The 16,500-nt window shown below is 48.9% G+C and carries 16 protein-coding genes; 13 read left to right on the forward strand and 3 right to left on the reverse strand.

Going from position 1 to position 16,500, the window contains the following annotated elements:
* Window positions 1-69 precede the first annotated feature (69 nt).
* The 4 genes from BSPA111_RS17835 to BSPA111_RS17850 all read left to right on the forward strand — a co-directional run bounded on the left by BSPA111_RS17835 (window position 70) and on the right by BSPA111_RS17850 (window position 3,707).
* Complete coding sequence (locus BSPA111_RS17835) at window positions 70-699, forward strand: helix-turn-helix domain-containing protein (protein WP_183272493.1); 630 nt, start codon at window positions 70-72, stop codon at window positions 697-699.
* Window positions 700-883: 184 nt separating this feature from the next.
* Window positions 884-1,939, forward strand: a complete 1,056-nt coding sequence (ompA, locus tag BSPA111_RS17840) for a porin OmpA (protein ID WP_183272494.1) — start codon at window positions 884-886, stop codon at window positions 1,937-1,939.
* A gap of 109 nt (window positions 1,940-2,048) precedes the next feature.
* Entirely contained in the window at window positions 2,049-2,591 is a 543-nt protein-coding gene (locus BSPA111_RS17845) for a YfaZ family outer membrane protein (RefSeq protein ID WP_183272495.1), read from the forward strand.
* A gap of 714 nt (window positions 2,592-3,305) precedes the next feature.
* Window positions 3,306-3,707, forward strand: coding sequence for a Spy/CpxP family protein refolding chaperone (locus BSPA111_RS17850; protein ID WP_183272496.1), 402 nt, complete (start codon window positions 3,306-3,308; stop codon window positions 3,705-3,707).
* A gap of 55 nt (window positions 3,708-3,762) precedes the next feature.
* Here the strand turns inward: BSPA111_RS17850 and BSPA111_RS17855 are convergent, their stop codons facing one another.
* On the reverse strand, window positions 3,763-4,158 hold the full coding sequence (locus tag BSPA111_RS17855; protein WP_183272497.1) for a hypothetical protein: 396 nt from the start codon (window positions 4,156-4,158) through the stop codon (window positions 3,763-3,765).
* A gap of 136 nt (window positions 4,159-4,294) precedes the next feature.
* Entirely contained in the window at window positions 4,295-5,161 is an 867-nt protein-coding gene (gene yghU, locus BSPA111_RS17860) for a glutathione-dependent disulfide-bond oxidoreductase (RefSeq protein ID WP_183272498.1), read from the reverse strand.
* 193 nt (window positions 5,162-5,354) lie between these two features.
* Between yghU and BSPA111_RS17865 the strand changes: the two genes are divergently transcribed.
* The 4 genes from BSPA111_RS17865 to cspA all read left to right on the forward strand — a co-directional run bounded on the left by BSPA111_RS17865 (window position 5,355) and on the right by cspA (window position 10,025).
* Window positions 5,355-7,220 (forward strand): bifunctional sugar phosphate isomerase/epimerase/4-hydroxyphenylpyruvate dioxygenase family protein, encoded by a 1,866-nt coding sequence (locus BSPA111_RS17865; protein WP_183272499.1) that lies wholly within the window; start codon window positions 5,355-5,357, stop codon window positions 7,218-7,220.
* Window positions 7,221-7,293: 73 nt separating this feature from the next.
* Complete coding sequence (locus tag BSPA111_RS17870; protein WP_183272500.1) at window positions 7,294-8,610, forward strand: MFS transporter; 1,317 nt, start codon at window positions 7,294-7,296, stop codon at window positions 8,608-8,610.
* 57 nt (window positions 8,611-8,667) lie between these two features.
* Window positions 8,668-9,504, forward strand: coding sequence for a shikimate dehydrogenase (locus BSPA111_RS17875; RefSeq protein WP_183272699.1), 837 nt, complete (start codon window positions 8,668-8,670; stop codon window positions 9,502-9,504).
* Between the two features lie 308 nt (window positions 9,505-9,812).
* Window positions 9,813-10,025 carry an RNA chaperone/antiterminator CspA gene (gene cspA / locus BSPA111_RS17880; RefSeq protein ID WP_034461105.1) on the forward strand — a complete coding sequence of 71 codons (213 nt, stop codon included), beginning with the start codon at window positions 9,813-9,815 and terminating at the stop codon, window positions 10,023-10,025.
* A 99-nt stretch (window positions 10,026-10,124) separates the two neighbouring features.
* On the opposite strand, the gene BSPA111_RS17885 is transcribed toward cspA, so the two are convergent.
* The gene (locus tag BSPA111_RS17885) at window positions 10,125-11,219 is read right to left on the reverse strand and encodes a GGDEF domain-containing protein (RefSeq protein WP_183272501.1); all 1,095 of its coding nucleotides are present in this window, start codon (window positions 11,217-11,219) and stop codon (window positions 10,125-10,127) included.
* Window positions 11,220-11,521: 302 nt separating this feature from the next.
* On the opposite strand from BSPA111_RS17885, the gene BSPA111_RS17890 reads away from it, so the two are divergent.
* The 5 genes from BSPA111_RS17890 (at window position 11,522) to BSPA111_RS17910 (ending at window position 16,493) form a co-directional block, all read left to right on the forward strand.
* Window positions 11,522-12,673 carry a BamA/TamA family outer membrane protein gene (locus BSPA111_RS17890; protein ID WP_183272502.1) on the forward strand — a complete coding sequence of 384 codons (1,152 nt, stop codon included), beginning with the start codon at window positions 11,522-11,524 and terminating at the stop codon, window positions 12,671-12,673.
* A gap of 47 nt (window positions 12,674-12,720) precedes the next feature.
* Window positions 12,721-13,683 (forward strand): hypothetical protein, encoded by a 963-nt coding sequence (locus BSPA111_RS17895; RefSeq protein ID WP_183272503.1) that lies wholly within the window; start codon window positions 12,721-12,723, stop codon window positions 13,681-13,683.
* Window positions 13,683-14,816, forward strand: coding sequence for a BamA/TamA family outer membrane protein (locus BSPA111_RS17900; protein ID WP_183272504.1), 1,134 nt, complete (start codon window positions 13,683-13,685; stop codon window positions 14,814-14,816). The genes BSPA111_RS17895 and BSPA111_RS17900 overlap by 1 nt, the downstream gene beginning before the upstream one ends.
* Complete coding sequence (locus BSPA111_RS17905; protein WP_183272505.1) at window positions 14,816-15,937, forward strand: DUF4056 domain-containing protein; 1,122 nt, start codon at window positions 14,816-14,818, stop codon at window positions 15,935-15,937. The genes BSPA111_RS17900 and BSPA111_RS17905 overlap by 1 nt, the downstream gene beginning before the upstream one ends.
* 97 nt (window positions 15,938-16,034) lie before the next feature.
* Window positions 16,035-16,493 carry a GNAT family N-acetyltransferase gene (locus BSPA111_RS17910; RefSeq protein ID WP_183272506.1) on the forward strand — a complete coding sequence of 153 codons (459 nt, stop codon included), beginning with the start codon at window positions 16,035-16,037 and terminating at the stop codon, window positions 16,491-16,493.
* Window positions 16,494-16,500: the final 7 nt, after the last annotated feature.

Here is a 16,500-nt window from a genome sequence, read left to right on the forward strand (position 1 = left end):
AGCTAGATCTTTGGCGTGGTATATACTTCAAGGAACCTGCATATATAGTAAGTAATTTCAGGAAAACAAATGATTATACCTCCTCCTACACGACCAGAAGCCGCCATTCAGCGCCTGCTTTCTATCCTTGAGCCCCATGGAACGCCGATGGAGATCATTCCTCGCAAGCGTATCAACTGGGAATATAAGGATGTCCCGCAGTTCTATGTTTTCAAGAAAGGCGAGATTTCAGTACTCCGCGCAACGGACGGTTTGGTTATCGCGACGGTAGCCGGTCAAAATTTGTTTGGTATTGCAGAGAGCATCCAACCTTTGCGTAGCCATATCCTGCGTGCAGAAACCGAATGCACCATGCTTCGTCTTGATGCCAGCCTGGCGCATGAGATAATCACTCAAGAAGGGCTGTGGAAAGATGTTGCTATTATTCTCGCTTATTACACCAGCCATCTTTTCTACCGTGACTCGGTCGTGGTGCAACAACGCACCTATTCCATTATTCGTGGTCACCTTATTGAGATGAATCGTCTGCCGGAAGAATCTCGTTTAAGAACTTCAATTCTGGATTACATTCAGGAAAGAACGCACTTATCACGTAGCAGTATTTTAAATGTTATGTTTGCTTTGAAAAATGGTGGCTACATTGATATTCGACGTGGTGGCTATTTATTAGAAGTTATAAATTTGCCTGAGAAATTCTAAAGCAGGCTAATTATTTTAGCGTTATTAATTCTATTGGTGCGTTAATGCAATAATTTCATCTACTTCTTTTTCATTTAAATTTAAACAAAGTTCAAATTCCTTCTATTGGGGAATCTGAATACTATTCGTCGCTAGAACATTAATACCATTGAGAAATCTCCCAGCAGCGACTTCAAGGAATATGATGAAAAAGACTCTTATTGCGTTAATCGCACTCAACGCCTTCGCAGTAACGAACGCTAATGCCGCAGCCGATACCAATACTTGGTATGGCGGTGCTAAATTAGGTTGGTCACATTATTTTGACGGCAATGGTAACAATGATTTCAATGATAATCTGAGCAACGCTACCGACTTTGATTTGAGCAGCGATAATGTCGGCGGTGGTGTATTTGGTGGTTACCAAATTCTTCCATGGTTGGCTGTTGAAGGTGGCTACGACTACCTTGGCAACATGCAAGTTGAAGGCAACAACGGTGTAGCGGGTGCCAAACTGGGCTCTCAAGGTCTGCAACTGTCAATGAAAGCCAGCTATTCATTCAATGAAAACTGGGACATCTACGGCCGTGCTGGTGCAATGGCGTACCGTGCTGAAGCACAACAAGATGGCAACACCAAGTTTGAAACCGGCGTTCGCCCATTGGCGGCATTTGGTACCGAATACGAGTTTAACGACAACTGGGCTGGCCGTCTGGAATACCAGTGGGTTAGCAATGTTGGTAACTCCAACCAAATTGGTATGACTGCTGATGTTAGCACCGTGACGGCAGGCGTGGTTTACCGCTTTGGTCAAAATACTCCAGCTCCAGTTGCTGCAGCACCAGTTGTAGAAGAAGCACCAGTTGAGCCACAGCGCTTCAACCTCAAGTCAGACGTTATGTTTGCCTTCAACTCTGCAGTGCTTTCACCAGCAGGTGAAGCTGCAGTACGTGATCTCTACAACCGCCCAGAAATTCAGGCGTCTAAAGAGAAAACCACAGTGGTTATCGGTTTCACAGACCGTCTGGGTTCCCAGAATTACAACCTGGATCTCTCTACTAAACGTGCACAAGCCGTTGCGGATGAACTGGTTCGTTTAGGTATGCCAGCTCAACACGTCCAGGCCGAAGGCCGTGGTCCAAGCGAGCCGGTGACTGGAACAACTTGTGATGCAGTGACTGAGCGTCAAGAATTGATTAACTGCCTGGCACCTGATCGCCGCGTTGTTGTTGAAATCGCCGGTGTAGCAGCACAGCAGTAAGCATTAATATGCCATTAAAAAAATAGCAGTAACGTCCGTTTTGCCCGATGCATTTGTGCCTATCGGGCTTTTTTTTGATCTGAAAACCCTATGTAGAAAAGAGGAACCGATGAAATATTTAAAAGTGGCTTATCTGGTTGTTGCGACACTTGCCGCAGGTTCGGCAAATGCAGTTTCATTTCACGGCGAGGCGGGTTCTAAATGGACCAACCTGGGCATGAGTTTTGGCGCCAATGAACCCGGTTTTACCTTCAGTGGCAACTGGGCACATAACGATAATGACGGTGATGTTGCGAGTCTGGGATTAGGCTGGAATATTCCGTTGGGTTCCGTGTTGATCACCCTCGGGGGCAAAACAATTTATCTGAACCCGGATGATAACGACGAAGGTTATGCCGTAGCGGTTGGTGGTGGTGCACAGCTTCCACTTGGTGAACATTTTACTCTGTTTGGTGATGCTTATTTTTCACCTGATTCGCTCTCAAGCGGCGTTGCACAGTACGGCGAAGCCAATGCGGGTCTGCGTTGGAATGTGAACAAAACATTTTCCGTTGATGGCGGATACCGTTATGTTGGTATGGAAGGGAAAGATGGCCACAGAGACAATATCATAGCGGACGGCGCTTACGCCGGGGTTAATTTTAGCTTCTGAGAAGTTTATTTTTACACATGAATAAATTTGCCGCAGAAATTATCACGCACTACAATTATCACGTTGAGACATCAAGCCTCATTGATATCATCAATTCGAGTGATTCGATCCTTTAATATTGTTTGTGCATCTTGCAGTGCCAATACAATAATCCCGCCCGTCCGGCGGGTTTTTTTTATCAAAAAAATGAGATTTATTTTTAAATAAGAATGCTTTTGAATGCCTGGCTTATTAACTTTATGCTGCCTGTAGCTCATAGGGATGTGAGCTAAGAAAGCAACCATCAAATAAGTAAGCAGTACGAAGCCACACTATGGCAACATAGTGTGGCTTTTTACTATGTGTTGTTATTACTGTTTGAAAATAAACGCTTTTATAATATTTTCGCAAATCAGGGTATAAAGCAGCATCAATTCTCCCGACAATCTCCAGGACAAATATATTGATTGGATGGAGTGTCATTAAAATAAAAATTAGGAATTTTCACCTTTTCTTTTAATAATAATTCACAGCAAGAATACAGGCTAATAAAATCTATTCCCAATATAGGGGGCGCCAGATTACATACCTGCAATGTTTTAGTGAACGTTGTTAGCAAATAGTTAATTTATTTGTTTAAAAATAAACGACTAAGGATTTTCAATGTCATTCTTGCTGCGTTATTAATATAAGGGTGCTATTGGAATTGTTACTTATTATTTTTAAGGGTATCGAATGAAGAAAATGTTTAAAATTGCCATGATGGCAACAGCTCTGACTTTTTCAGGTATGGCTTCTGCATCTACCTCAACAGAAACGCTGCCGCAAGATAGCCTGGCACAGCAATTAAATCTGACACCAGAACAAATAAAGACGGTGAAGGCACTGCGTGATGAGGCACAAAAAGAGATCAGCAAGATTAATACTGATGCTTTGGCTCAGGATGCTATTGTGAGTATGTTTAAATCTGGCGTGTGGGATGACAGTGCGGCGAAGAAACAACTGTCTGCCATTGGGGACATTCAGAGTCAGGTGCGCTACCAGCGAGCAAAATACGTGTTTAATGTCAGCCGAGTGCTCACTGCTGAACAAAAGCAGCATTTACAGCAGTTGCTGATTGAGAAACAACTTTACTGATTGGCTTTGTAGGAATTTTAAAAGGATGTCATCAGGACATCCTTTTAATTGACGTTCAGGAGTTTTTCTCGGTGAGAGGTTTTAATGCATTGCCAATCTGTACCAGACCATTTTTATTCTGATCTTTCAGATAGATATTGTTCAACTCATTAAACTCTTCAAGCCGTGTCAGCGCCTGAAACACGTTATCGATTCCATCGCGATTATCAAGGACATCATCACTTCTCAGGCCATTCACATGTGTCGCTTTAATCTCTGACGTCAGGCTGGCAATGGCTTTCTGATTGATGTTGTGCAGGCTTTCTAATTCCACAGGGTTGCCGTTAGCGGTAGCAGATGTTTTCGGGCTGGCCTGGAAGTCGAGAGTATTTAACGCTTCGACCTTATCATCTCCAGGATTAGCGCAACCAGCGAGAATTAGAGTGAATAACAGGATAGATTTCTTGAACACGGTATTTCCTTGCAGTTTGCTTACTGATTAACTCAGACGGCAACTTACCTGCACGGTTATCTTGAAACACTATTAAGTTTGTTTATTTTTAAACGATAAAATAGGCAGGCCACGGTTGCAACCTGCCATGAGAATGTTATTTCGCCAGTTTATCTTCGGTACGTAACTCAAAATCAGATGCATCATGGCGTTCGTGTAACTGCTCAGACGGCTCCCCGAACGTGCGATTCACAATGCGCCCACGTTTCACCGCAGGACGATTTGCCACTTCATCGGCCCAACGCACGAAGTTTTTATATGAAGCTATGTCGAGGAATTCTGCCGCGTCATACAACCCACCTTTTGCCAGGCTTCCGTACCACGGCCAGATAGCGATATCGGCAATGGTATATTCCTCGCCAGCAATAAAGCGATGCGTCGCCAGTTGTCGGTCGAGCACATCGAGTTGGCGCTTGGTTTCCATTGCAAAGCGATTAATGGCGTACTCGATTTTCATGGGGGCGTAATTGTAGAAGTGGCCAAACCCGCCGCCGAGGTAGGGGGCGGAACCTTGCAGCCAGAACAGCCAGTTCAATGTTTCGGTGCGTGCCGCAAGATCCTTTGGTAAGAAATGGCCGAACTTCTCCGCCAGATACAACAGGATTGCACCGGACTCGAAGACGCGAATCGGTGGTGTGACTGAATGGTCCATCAACGCCGGAATTTTCGAGTTCGGGTTCACTTCAACAAAGCCACTGGAGAACTGGTCCCCTTCGCCGATTCGAATCAGGTGAGCATCGTATTCTGCCTCGTTCACGCCTATCGCCAGCAACTCTTCAAGCAGAATGGTTACCTTCTGCCCATTCGGTGTACCAAGAGAATAGAGCTGCAACGGGTGCTTGCCGATGGGCAACGTGCGCTCATGGGTTGGGCCTGCAATCGGGCGATTGATGTTAGCAAAGGTGCCGCCTTCGCCTTTTTTCCACGTCCAAACTTTTGGGGGCTGATAGTTATTATCTGACATGTTGTGTCGGCCTTTTAGTTGCCAGGGGAGTGACTAAAAAGTGTAATCCCTCTTTGTTTTGTTCGGTAATCGCCCGCTATTTTTTTTAACTTCTGGCGGCGTGATCTGGGGTAACAATTAATTAACTATAAGTTTGCAATATGAACCAAATGATACAACATTAACTCACTTACCCCGATCCCCAGGAGTCAACATGCAGCGTTCAATTGCAACCGTATCTCTCTCTGGCACGTTGCCAGAAAAACTGGCCGCAATCTCGGCTGCGGGTTTTGACGGTGTCGAAATCTTCGAAAATGACTTGCTCTATTACCCGGGAACACCCGCCGACGTGCGAAAAATGGCGGCTGATCTTGGGCTTTCCATCACGCTATTTCAGCCTTTCCGGGATTTTGAAGGAGCATCGCGCCCGCAGTTTGCCAGCAACCTGGAACGTGCGCGGCGTAAATTTGCTCTGATGCAGGAGCTGGGGTGCAACACCATGTTGCTGTGCAGCAACGTGGCACCGGACTGCTCCGCGAATATTGATTTACAAGTGAGCGACCTTGCACATCTGGCTGAATTAGCACAGCAAAATGAAATTACTGTTGGCTATGAGGCGCTGGCCTGGGGCACACATGTGAACCGTTATCGTCAGGCCTGGGAACGGGTAAAGCAAGTTAACAGCCCGGCGTTAGGGCTGGTGCTGGACAGTTTCCACGTGCTGTCTCTTGGCGACCAGTTGATTAATCTTGATGACATTCCACTGGAGAAAATCACCTTCCTGCAATTGGCCGATGCGCCACTGATGAAAATGGATGTGCTTGAGTGGAGCCGCCATTTCCGCTGCTTCCCGGGGCAAGGTGAACTGCCGGTAGTTGAATTTACCCGCCTGCTGACTGAGAAAGGGTATCGTGGCCCGTGGTCGCTGGAGATTTTCAATGACAATTTTCGTGCCACGCCAAACGCGCCAACCGCAAAAGATGGCTATCGTTCGCTGCTTTGGTTGGAAGAGCAGACCTGGAATAACAATCCACACATTGATGCACCGTTGTTCCACAGTGCGCCCCAGGCCAGTTATCAGGGCATCGAATTTTTAGAGTTTGCCACGGATGCCCAGGATGCCGTCGCCCTGGGTGAGGCGCTGCAACCGCTGGGGTTTGCGCTGGCTGGGGAGCACCGTTCAAAAGACGTTTCGCTGTGGCGTAACGGTGGCGTGAATGTGATCATCAACCATCAGTCACACAGTTGGGCAGATGAGTTTCATCGCCGTCACGGTGTTTCGCTTTGCGCTATGGCGTGGCGCGTCAAGGGTGCGGCAAATGTGCTCAAGCGTGCGCAGGATTATGGCTATCCCATCTGGCATGAAGAACATGGCCCAGACGAGCGAGCGCTGGCGGCAATTTGCGCCCCAGATGGCAGCTTAATTTATCTGATTGAAGCGCCAGATTTAGGCGAGAGGGATATTTATCAGACAGATTTTAAGCTTTCAGATCCCGCGGCCTCGGGTGCTTTGCGCGGCATTGATCACCTGGCGTTAGGCCTGGTCGAAGGCAGTCGCGATAACTGGATTATGTTTTTCCGCGCGGTGTTTGGCTTTGAGCTGGATAACGAGTTGAGTGTGCCGGACCCGTACGGGTTGGTCAGAAGCCAGGTCATGCACAGCCCCTGTCATTCGATTCGCTTGCCGTTAAATATGTCGCACAGCCTGGATACTCAAATCGCACGTTCGGTGGCGAGTTATCAGGGAACCGGGCTGCAACACGTGGCATTTTCCTGTGATGATTTACCGGCAACCGTCGAAAGTCTGCAAGCTAACGGCCTGGAATTGCTGCCGATCCCGGCGAATTATTATGGCGATTTGCTGGCGCGTTACGGGGTAAACAATTCGTTATTACAAGGGCTGGAACGTCTGGATATCCTTTATGAGCGAGATGCCCGGCAGCAGGAGTTTTTACACGCATACACACCACCTTTCCGCCCCGATCGTTTCTTCTTTGAATTGGTCGAGCGGCGAGGAGATTATCAACAATATGGAGCAACCAACGCGGCGGTTCGTCTGGCGGCGATGCAAATGCGTTAATGCGATTTAAAACAATAAATGAACCATCAGGTTCAATTAGAACACCTGCAACCTACAGACAGAGGAATAAAAAATGGCGAGTTATGGCCAGGGCGACATTGCCGCCCCGAAAACTGGTGTAGAGAAACGCTCCCGTACCCGGCTGGTTATCCTGACCCTTCTGGCTATTGGAACCATGATTAACTACCTCGACCGAACGGTATTAGGTATCGCCGCGCCGCAGTTGAGTGCCGATCTCGGCATTGGTGCGGCAACGATGGGGATCGTTTTTTCTGCGTTTGCCTGGACTTACGCGGCCATGCAAATACCCGGCGGTATCTTCCTCGACCGCTTTGGCAACAAAATCACCTATGCACTGGCGCTGTTTTTCTGGTCGGCATTTACCTTATTCCACGGTTTAACCATGGGGCTGAAAACTCTGCTGCTATGCCGTTTAGGATTGGGGATTAGTGAGGCACCGTGCTTCCCGGTGAATAGCCGCGTGGTTGGCAAATGGTTCCCGCAACACGAACGCGCCCGTGCTACGGCGGTGTATACCGTAGGGGAATACATCGGCCTCGCGGCATTTGCGCCGTTATTGTTCTTTATTATGGAAACCTTCGGCTGGCGGACGCTGTTTATCACCGTCGGCGTTGCGGGGATCTTGTTTGTGTTGGTGTGGTGGCGTTTTTATCACGAGCCGCATGAATCGAAAACGGCTAACCAGCTTGAGCTGGAATATATCGGCCATGACCGAAAAGAAGCAGAACCTGAGCCGAAGATGAACTTCAGTTGGGCGAACGTGGCCAAACTGGTGAAATGTCGCCAGATCCTCGGCGCGGGAATCGGCCAGTTTGCCGGGAATACCACGTTAGTCTTCTTCCTGACCTGGTTCCCAACTTATCTCGCAACCGAACGCCATATGCCCTGGCTGAAAGTGGGGTTCTTCGCCATTCTGCCGTTCCTCGCCGCCGCCGTTGGCGTGATGTTTGGTGGATGGGTATCTGATCAGATACTGAAACGCACGGGTTCGGTGAACATCGCGCGTAAATTGCCGATTATCGCTGGCCTGTTGATGGCGAGCCTGATTATCTCGGCTAACTGGATGCCGACGGATGCGCTGGTGATTTCGGTGATGTCCATTGCCTTCTTTGGGCAGGGGATGGTGGGACTGGGGTGGACGCTGATTTCCGATATGGCGCCGAAGAATCTGGCGGGGCTGACCGGCGGCTTATTCAACTTCTGCTCAAACCTTGCCTCTATCATCACGCCGCTCATCATCGGTTTTATCGTCGCGGCAACGGGCAACTTCTTCTATGCGCTGGTCTACATCGGCGGAGCAGCGCTGCTGGGCGTATTGTCGTATGTCTTTATTCTTGGCGATATCAAACGTATTGAACTGGATGATTAATTAATGATGCGCAACGGCGTCCCAGAACCCGGTGACGCCGTTAATGAGGAAGATGCAATGGAAATTAGTGGCAATACCCGGTTAATCGCTCATCTGGGCTACCCAACCACCACCTTCAAAGCGCCGATGATTTACAACCCATGGTTTGAAGAGCAAGGGATTGATATCAAAGTGGTGCCAATGGGGGTAAAAGGCGAAGATTATGCGCAGATGATTCCTTCTCTATTTCGTCTGACCAATATTGTGGGGGCGTTGGTGACCATGCCGCACAAAGTCTCGACCTGCGCCTTAGTCCAAAGCCTGAGCCCTACCGCGCAAATTGCCGGCGCTTGCAATGCCATTCGTCGTGAAGCGGATGGCAGTTTGCGCGGCGATATGTTTGATGGCGACGGTTTCGTCCGCGGCGTGTTGCGCAAAGGGATTCAGGTGAAAGGGGCGCGGGCGTTAGTGGTGGGATGCGGCGGAGTCGGTTCGGCTATTGCCGCGTCGCTGGCGGCGGCTGGTGTCGATACGCTAGCGTTATTTGATAACCGCACGGCAAGCAGCGAAGAGCTGGCAAAACGCCTGCGCCGCCATTATCCGTGGCTCACCGTGCAGACCCACTTGCGCAACCCAAAGGCGTTTTCCATTGTCGTGAACGCAACGCCGCTGGGTATGAATGCTGGCGACGAACTGCCGATGGATATGAACGCGATAACGCCGGGAAGTTTTGTCGGTGAAGTGGTGATGAAAAGCGAAATCACGCCATTTTTACGCGCAGCCCTGGAAAGAGACTGCCAGATACAACCTGGAACAGATATGTTATTTGAGATGATTCCTGCATATATGGAGTTTTTTGGCCTGCCAGAAGTGACGCCAGAAGCGCTACGTAGGGTAGCAAAAATAGATTACTAACAATGGATTAGCGGTGCAAACCATGGGTGTGTTGTGGTGCCATTTACCCCCTCTAAGCGAAGCGCTAAAAGAGGGGGGCTTTAGCTCCAGACCTGTGGACGGCTAAAATAATCCTTGTCATTCATCGCCTAAGCATGAGTTAATACGCCCCATCGGTTTGACGTACAGACCTTTAAAGCAACTTAGTAAAGCAGTCCTTCAAGAGTCATCCCTGGATACCCTTTGTCGTGTGCTCCTCTACCGCTTCATAAAATCTGTAAAGCATACCAAATCGCCGTAAGGCACACTTATTTCAAAAGGTAATATTCATGTCTAACAAAATGACTGGTCTGGTAAAATGGTTCAACGCTGATAAAGGCTTCGGCTTCATCACTCCAGACGACGGTTCTAAAGACCTGTTCGTACACTTCTCTGCTATCCAGAACGATGGCTACAAATCTCTTGATGAAGGCCAGAAAGTTTCCTTCACCATCGAGAACGGCGCTAAAGGCCCAGCAGCTGGTAACGTAACTAGCCTGTAAGGTTAGCGTTAACTAAGCTAGAAATTTAAAAACCCGCTTCGGCGGGTTTTTTCGTTTTTGTGGCATCGATTTCGTGGAGCAGATAAGTGCTGCGCCGTTTTAATAGCAAACCCTATTTCTACCGTTTTGCTTCGCTTGATAAAGTTGCTGATCGGCCTGTTCGACCAACCCTTCCAGTGTCACTCCTTCGCTCCATTGCGCAATACCCTGGCTGACCGTAAGCACTGAAGAAATAGCCGAACCCTCATGAGGAATATGGGCATGAGAAATATTTTGTTGGATCCTGTGGCTGATCGCTTTGGCCTGGGAAATATCGTTGCACACCGTCATGACGACAAACTCCTCACCGCCAAAACGAAACGCGCTGTCAGTCTCTTTACGCAGGGATTGCTCAATGCATTGTGAGACTTTGATCAGGCATTTATCACCGGCCACATGGCCATACTTGTCGTTGTACTGTTTGAAGTAATCTATATCCAGAACAATCATGAACAGCTTTTTCTTATTGCCGGAAAGGGCGCTGACACACTCTTCGAAAAAACGCGCCATGCTCAGCCGGTTGAACAAGCCGGTTAAGGCATCATAGTGCGCCTGCTGCATCAACTTTTTAATCAGGATGTTCTTCTCGTATTCGCTACGTTGTACGCGCTGATACCACTCCAGCAATATGTAGCGTGCAGAATAGATAACTGACAGCATGATCAGCGAGCCGATGAATTGCATCAGGCTAAATTGCTCTTTTAATGCAGTCTCGACATACAGCAAACACAGCACCAGAGGTGTGGAGAAAAGCAGCAACAATCGCCCTGAAATAAAGAAGGTAATGGTGGCAGGGAGTAACACCGACACGATCATTATCAAGGTGATGAGTGGGTTTTGATAATAAAGGGTGAAATTAATAAATAGAGCGGCCCACAACAATCCAAGAGTCAGCACCACAAAAGGAAGTACGGTGTGGTAGAAACCGTCGTTGATATTCTTCTTTATATTGATCGTAATAATGAGATTGGTGGCGGAGAGCGCAGCGATACAACCACACAGAATTTGTAATATCGGAGGAAGTGCGTCGGCATCGAGTCGGTAAGTGCTACGCAACAATAACCAGGCACAAAATATAATGTTCAGAGACAAAAACCACATATAGGCTTTGGTGCTGGTAATGACATTTTCGCCAGTGCTGTGATTAATATCCATTAATGCCTGCCTTTTAATAAGTTTTTTTGATGATACCGCGCTTGCTTTGGCTGTGCCATCGTTGAAATCCGCACTCTCCAGGCCCTGAACTTCTCCCCCTTTATCTTGAATGTGCATGATGCTGGACTATGCTCAAATCAGTTCTTTGACGGGAATGATATTTCTCGTGTGATTGAATAATAAAACAAAATTACATTTTTACTGGATGATGCATATGATTAGGGCGTTGCTTTTCCTTTTGGCATGGACACCTGTGTATACCTCCTGCGTGCTGCAAACGTCAGTACAACCCGATAAACGCTATGAATAAATTCACGTTCCTGCTCGCTGTTCTTATATCGGCAGGGCTGTGGCAGCCCGTAGAAGCCCGTGCATCTGGGTTTATTGATGATAGCGACGGCATGCTGGATATGAGCCAGTACCTGAGTGAAAACCGCTACGGCTTCTTACCGGTTCCGGTGGTGATAACCGAACCCGCAGTAGGTTACGGAGGCGGGCTATTTGGCCTGTTTTTGCATGACACTGAAGACAGTCGGAGAGCAAAAAACCGTCCCGATGGGCGACCCATTCCTCCGGCCGTTTCGGCTTTTGGTGGTGGGGCGACGCAAAATGGCACCTGGTTTGTTGGCGGCGGGCATCGTCATACCTGGAACAACGACAGCATTCGATATCTGGTCGGCCTTGGCTATGCCAATGTAAATATTGATATTTATTCGGGTGATATTGCAGGTTTTGAGAACGGAAAAGGCATTAGTACCCAAACAAAGGGGTACGGAGGTATGCAAAAATTACTGTTCCGCGTTGCAGATACTCCGTTTTTCCTTGGTGGTTCGCAATTCTATGCAAATATGAAAATCTCGGCCGATAACAAGCTTATCAACCGTACATTTCAGCGGGTGCTTGGCGAGGAAAGTTCGACCTCGGGCGTTGGGTTGCTGATGGAATATGACACGACAGATAACTTTTTCTATCCACGCAGTGGCTTGTCGGTCACTGGCGAATACCAGTTTTATTCCAACTTTCTCGGCGGCGATTATCGGTACAACATGCTGACCATTGACGGTAAATATTTCCAGCCGCTCGGAGCCGATTTCACTTTGGCGTTGGCGGGAAATTATCAGTCACTTTCGAATGCTGACAGCCATTTGCCGCCGATGGCGCGACCCTATATCTATTTGCGAGGCATCTCGCGATATCGCTATCAAGGTGATTATGTCGGTACCGTGCAAACGCAGCTTGAGTGGCAAATGACGCCGCGCTGGGTGTTGCAGGGTTTTGTGGGCGCAGGGAGCGCTGCAAATAATGTGGATGAGCTTTATCAGACGACTGAAGTGGCGTGGGGCGGGGGGTTCCGTTACCTGATCGCGCGCGAGTTTGGGTTACATACTGGTATTGATGTTGCATTTAGCGACGACGAACAAGCGGTCTATTTCAACGTGGGGGCGGGTCTGTAAATGGAATTTACCGCGAGACTGACAAAGCAAATTATAAAGAGAACCTAATGAAATCAATATTAAAAGGTGTGCAACAGTGTCGGGTTTACGCGCTGCCGTTGCTGTTTTTATCCGGCGGAGCATTTGGTGCATCAACGGATACGGCGAGTGAGAGCAGCACGTTTCCAATCTGGGGAGATGAAGCGCGCGCACGTGGTTATTCCATTCCACTGCCGTTTGGCGTGAATCTCAGTTACATGAACATGCGCCAGAACGTTGATGTCGAAAGTATTGCCCTGACGGGACTGAGCTTTGCTGGCCGACCGATCCCTGATGACTTGTTTAATATCGGCGTCGGCGATACCCGCGAGCGCAGTGAAACCGAAAACCTGCGCCTTGATATGTGGGTGTTTCCGTTCCTCAACTTCTACGGCATTCTCGGGCATACCAAAGGGTCTTCCGTTTCACAAATCTCGGTGGATGCCGATCCGTCGCAATATGGTCGCTTCGATCCGAACCGGATCATTGCCCAGGCGGTGCATGCGGGTTATGAGAGTGGAGCGCTACAGGATCTCGACTTTACCCTGAAATTTGAAGGTACGACCTACGGTGCAGGGATGACGCTGGCGGGGGGCTATGAAAACTGGTTCGCGCTGCTGGATACCAACTATACGCAGACCAGTTTCGATATTCTCGACGGTAAAATTTCGGCGCTGACGGTTTCGCCGCGCGTGGGTTATCGCTTTGAGCTTCCGGGGGTTTCCGGCCCTTCACACCTGAGCCTCTGGGTGGGCACGATGTATCAGGATGTTGAACAAGAGTTTAAGGGGAATCTGTCGGATTTAGGTTTGCCTGCGGCGCTGAACAGCGTGGTGGAAAATGGGCGCTTTGACGTCAAGCAACACCTGAGCTCGCCGTGGAACATGCTGGTGGGGGCGCAGTATGAAATTACGAAGAACTTCAATGTGCTGACTGAATTTGGCTTTAACGAACGCAACAGCTTTTTCATCGCGGGTGAATACAGATTCTAATGAACAAACGCGGCGCGCTATTTTGGGGTTTGCTAAGTTTCATGATGGCACCGGCGAGTACTGAAGCCATGACGCGCGAAGAGATTGACGGCTTTCTGGGAAATTTAGGCGCGGATAATCAATATGATGCCAGCAAAGGTATTAACTGGAGCGTGCTGCCAGGGCCGTTTTATACCCCTGAATTGAAACTGGGTTTGGGGACTGCCGTGGCGGGCGTTTACCGGGTTGATCCCAACGATCGTGCAACCCAAAACTCATCTATTTCCTTAACTGGATTTGTCAGCACCAGCGGTGCGCTGGGGTTGGGAATGAAAAACTACACGTTTTTCACGGGTGACGAATGGCGGCTGTTTGTTGATGGATCGCTTGCGAAAATCCCAACTGGGTTTTGGGGTATTGGTTATGACGCGGCCCAAGGCAACGAGCAGAAATATACCCAGCAGTCGTTTAGTCTCCATCCGCAGATAATGCGCCAAATCGTTGATAATCTGTATGTTGGCGTGGGGTGGGACTTTTCAACCTATGATGCTGAGAACATTGACGATCCGAATCCTGACGATAATTTTTCCCGCTACGATGCAGGCGGGAGGACACTAAGCTCCGGCGTCACCACCAGCATTAACTACGATACGCGAGACGTGATCACCCGCCCGCGACACGGCCAATTTTTTAGCGCCGAATACAGCCTTTTTGATCCTTCCATTGGCTCGGATACCCATTTCTCCGTGCTTGAGATGCAATATAATTATTACTTTCCGCTCAATGATCAGGATGTATTAGCGTTTGATCTTTGGGGACGTTTTGCGCGGGGTGATGTGCCATGGGATCGTTTATCTCAGGCGGGAGATAGCGATAGATTGCGCGGATATTATCAGGGGCGTTATCGCGACAAAGACGTGGTCAGCACTCAGATTGAATATCGCAAGAAGCTCAACTGGCGACATGGCTATGTTCTGTGGGTGGGGGCGGGTGCATTGGGCGATAGCCCGCAAAACCTTGGGGATCATCCATTGTTACCCACTTTCGGCGCGGGCTATCGCTTCGAGGTTAAACCGGACATGAACATCCGTCTTGATCTGGGATTTGGCAAAGAGAGTACCGGTTTTTACTTTCAAGTTGCGGAGGCATTTTAATGCGGGTCTGGATTGTTACTCTGCTACTGGGCGTGGCCTCTTTGAGTTATGGCGCGCAACCGCAGTCAGCCGATATTTTACCCATCGAGCAGGCGCGGCGTGTGTGGCCCGTGGCACAAGATTTGATTGCACCTGAGTCCTTGCGCCCTTGCTGCGCATTTGGTTATGACTTGAAAGTACGGGCCGTTGGCGTACCGATTCCGGTTTACCAGATTGGTAATATTCTGACACTCGCGACGCTCGGCCAGCATCGCTATAACGACAGTGCGCTGGGGGCGGTCAAAAATATCGTCGGTCTGAGCGAAGAGAAAAGCGGCCTGATTTATACCCATCGTGGTGGCTTTATCGACATCGCCCACGTCCGTGATACTGCCGATAATACCTTTTATCTTTTCTCGCAGATTTACTCCCGACTCGGCCAGGACTGGCGATTGTTCTATAGCGAAGAGCTGGGAGTCAGACGCATTCAACTGCATGCGTTTACACCGCCTGCTTCCATGGTTGAGCGCTACACAATTGCGGCGTGGCTTGCGGGGCATCTCGCATTTCAACTCGCGCAATGGCATGAGATTGCCCAGTGGTACGGTTTCGAGTCTGTACCGGGGTTTCCTGAGGAAATATCCGCTTTCTCTCCAGAAGATCTCTATTCCAATTTATTAGGGGCAAGGCTTGCGATAAACGTGATTTTGCACGGCAATGCGGGGTCGGTTGATTCATACAATAAAGCGATGGATAAAGCGCTCCACAAGGCGTTGGTGCAACTTGGCGCTGTCAGTAAATCAGAAACCGAAAGGCAATTCCGCGCCGTTGACGGTGACTGGTGGAACAGTAAGCGCCGGGTGCCGGATAAATTTTTGGTGCTCAATCGTAACTACGATTTGAGCGAAAACCGCTACCCGACCAAAGTGCCGTTTGAAAATACCCAGGCTTATCGTTTGGAGATGCCCGCGACAGTTGCAGGCGTTACGCTAAGCCAGCTCGGGGAGCTACAAATCCATACCGGCAGTGATATGCACAGCCTTAAAGCGCCTGAGAGTTTCTATCTGCCATCGCAGTTTTCCGAGCTGGCAGAACAGGCTAAAGCTGCCGATCAGATTCAGCTCCAGCGAATGAATAAGTAAGTGTCATAAGTACTTTGTATTGGACGAGGTTTCGGTTATCCGCTTTGATGTTGCAAATATGTTGTAGGTTCTAAAAACACTCATTTGGAAACAGAGCATGTTCACTATCAAAGTTGATGATCTTACACATCACGCGGTGCAGTCATTAGTGGCTTTTCATATTTCTGGAATGCTGGAACAGTCTCCACCAGAAAGCAGCCATGCGTTGGATGTGCAAAAGCTGCGTGACCCTGCGGTGACTTTCTGGTCGGCGTGGGAAGGGGAGCAGTTAGCCGGAATTGGGGCGCTAAAAATACTGGATGAACGACATGGCGAGCTGAAATCCATGCGCACGGCCACGGCGTTTTTACGCCGTGGCGTCGCCAACCAGTTTTTAGTTCACATCCTGCACGTTGCCCGCGAGCGTGGTTTACAGCGCCTGAGCTTAGAAACGGGGACACAACCGGGATTTGCGGCCTGCCATCAACTTTATCTCAAGCATGGTTTTGTCGATTGCGAACCGTTCGCTGATTATCAATTCGACCCGAACAGCCGTTTTATGACGCGGGTATTGTAGTGAACAT

Source organism: Buttiauxella sp. A111 (assembly GCF_014189855.1).
Taxonomy (GTDB): Bacteria; Pseudomonadota; Gammaproteobacteria; order Enterobacterales; family Enterobacteriaceae; genus Buttiauxella; species Buttiauxella selenatireducens.

Excerpts from the sequence above, each read along its gene's own strand:
- yghU (WP_183272498.1), bottom strand. The coding sequence starts at position 5,161 with ATGTCAGATAATAACTATCAGCCCCCAAAAGTTTGGACGTGGAAAAAA.
- BSPA111_RS17905 (WP_183272505.1), top strand. The coding sequence starts at position 14,816 with ATGCGGGTCTGGATTGTTACTCTGCTACTGGGCGTGGCCTCTTTGAGT.
- BSPA111_RS17875 (WP_183272699.1), top strand. The coding sequence starts at position 8,668 with ATGGAAATTAGTGGCAATACCCGGTTAATCGCTCATCTGGGCTACCCA.
- BSPA111_RS17890 (WP_183272502.1), top strand. The coding sequence starts at position 11,522 with ATGAATAAATTCACGTTCCTGCTCGCTGTTCTTATATCGGCAGGGCTG.
- BSPA111_RS17895 (WP_183272503.1), top strand. The coding sequence starts at position 12,721 with ATGAAATCAATATTAAAAGGTGTGCAACAGTGTCGGGTTTACGCGCTG.
- ompA (WP_183272494.1), top strand. The coding sequence starts at position 884 with ATGAAAAAGACTCTTATTGCGTTAATCGCACTCAACGCCTTCGCAGTA.
- BSPA111_RS17870 (WP_183272500.1), top strand. The coding sequence starts at position 7,294 with ATGGCGAGTTATGGCCAGGGCGACATTGCCGCCCCGAAAACTGGTGTA.
- cspA (WP_034461105.1), top strand. The coding sequence starts at position 9,813 with ATGTCTAACAAAATGACTGGTCTGGTAAAATGGTTCAACGCTGATAAA.
- BSPA111_RS17885 (WP_183272501.1), bottom strand. The coding sequence starts at position 11,219 with ATGGATATTAATCACAGCACTGGCGAAAATGTCATTACCAGCACCAAA.
- BSPA111_RS17910 (WP_183272506.1), top strand. The coding sequence starts at position 16,035 with ATGTTCACTATCAAAGTTGATGATCTTACACATCACGCGGTGCAGTCA.
- BSPA111_RS17900 (WP_183272504.1), top strand. The coding sequence starts at position 13,683 with ATGAACAAACGCGGCGCGCTATTTTGGGGTTTGCTAAGTTTCATGATG.
- BSPA111_RS17845 (WP_183272495.1), top strand. The coding sequence starts at position 2,049 with ATGAAATATTTAAAAGTGGCTTATCTGGTTGTTGCGACACTTGCCGCA.
- BSPA111_RS17835 (WP_183272493.1), top strand. The coding sequence starts at position 70 with ATGATTATACCTCCTCCTACACGACCAGAAGCCGCCATTCAGCGCCTG.
- BSPA111_RS17850 (WP_183272496.1), top strand. The coding sequence starts at position 3,306 with ATGAAGAAAATGTTTAAAATTGCCATGATGGCAACAGCTCTGACTTTT.
- BSPA111_RS17865 (WP_183272499.1), top strand. The coding sequence starts at position 5,355 with ATGCAGCGTTCAATTGCAACCGTATCTCTCTCTGGCACGTTGCCAGAA.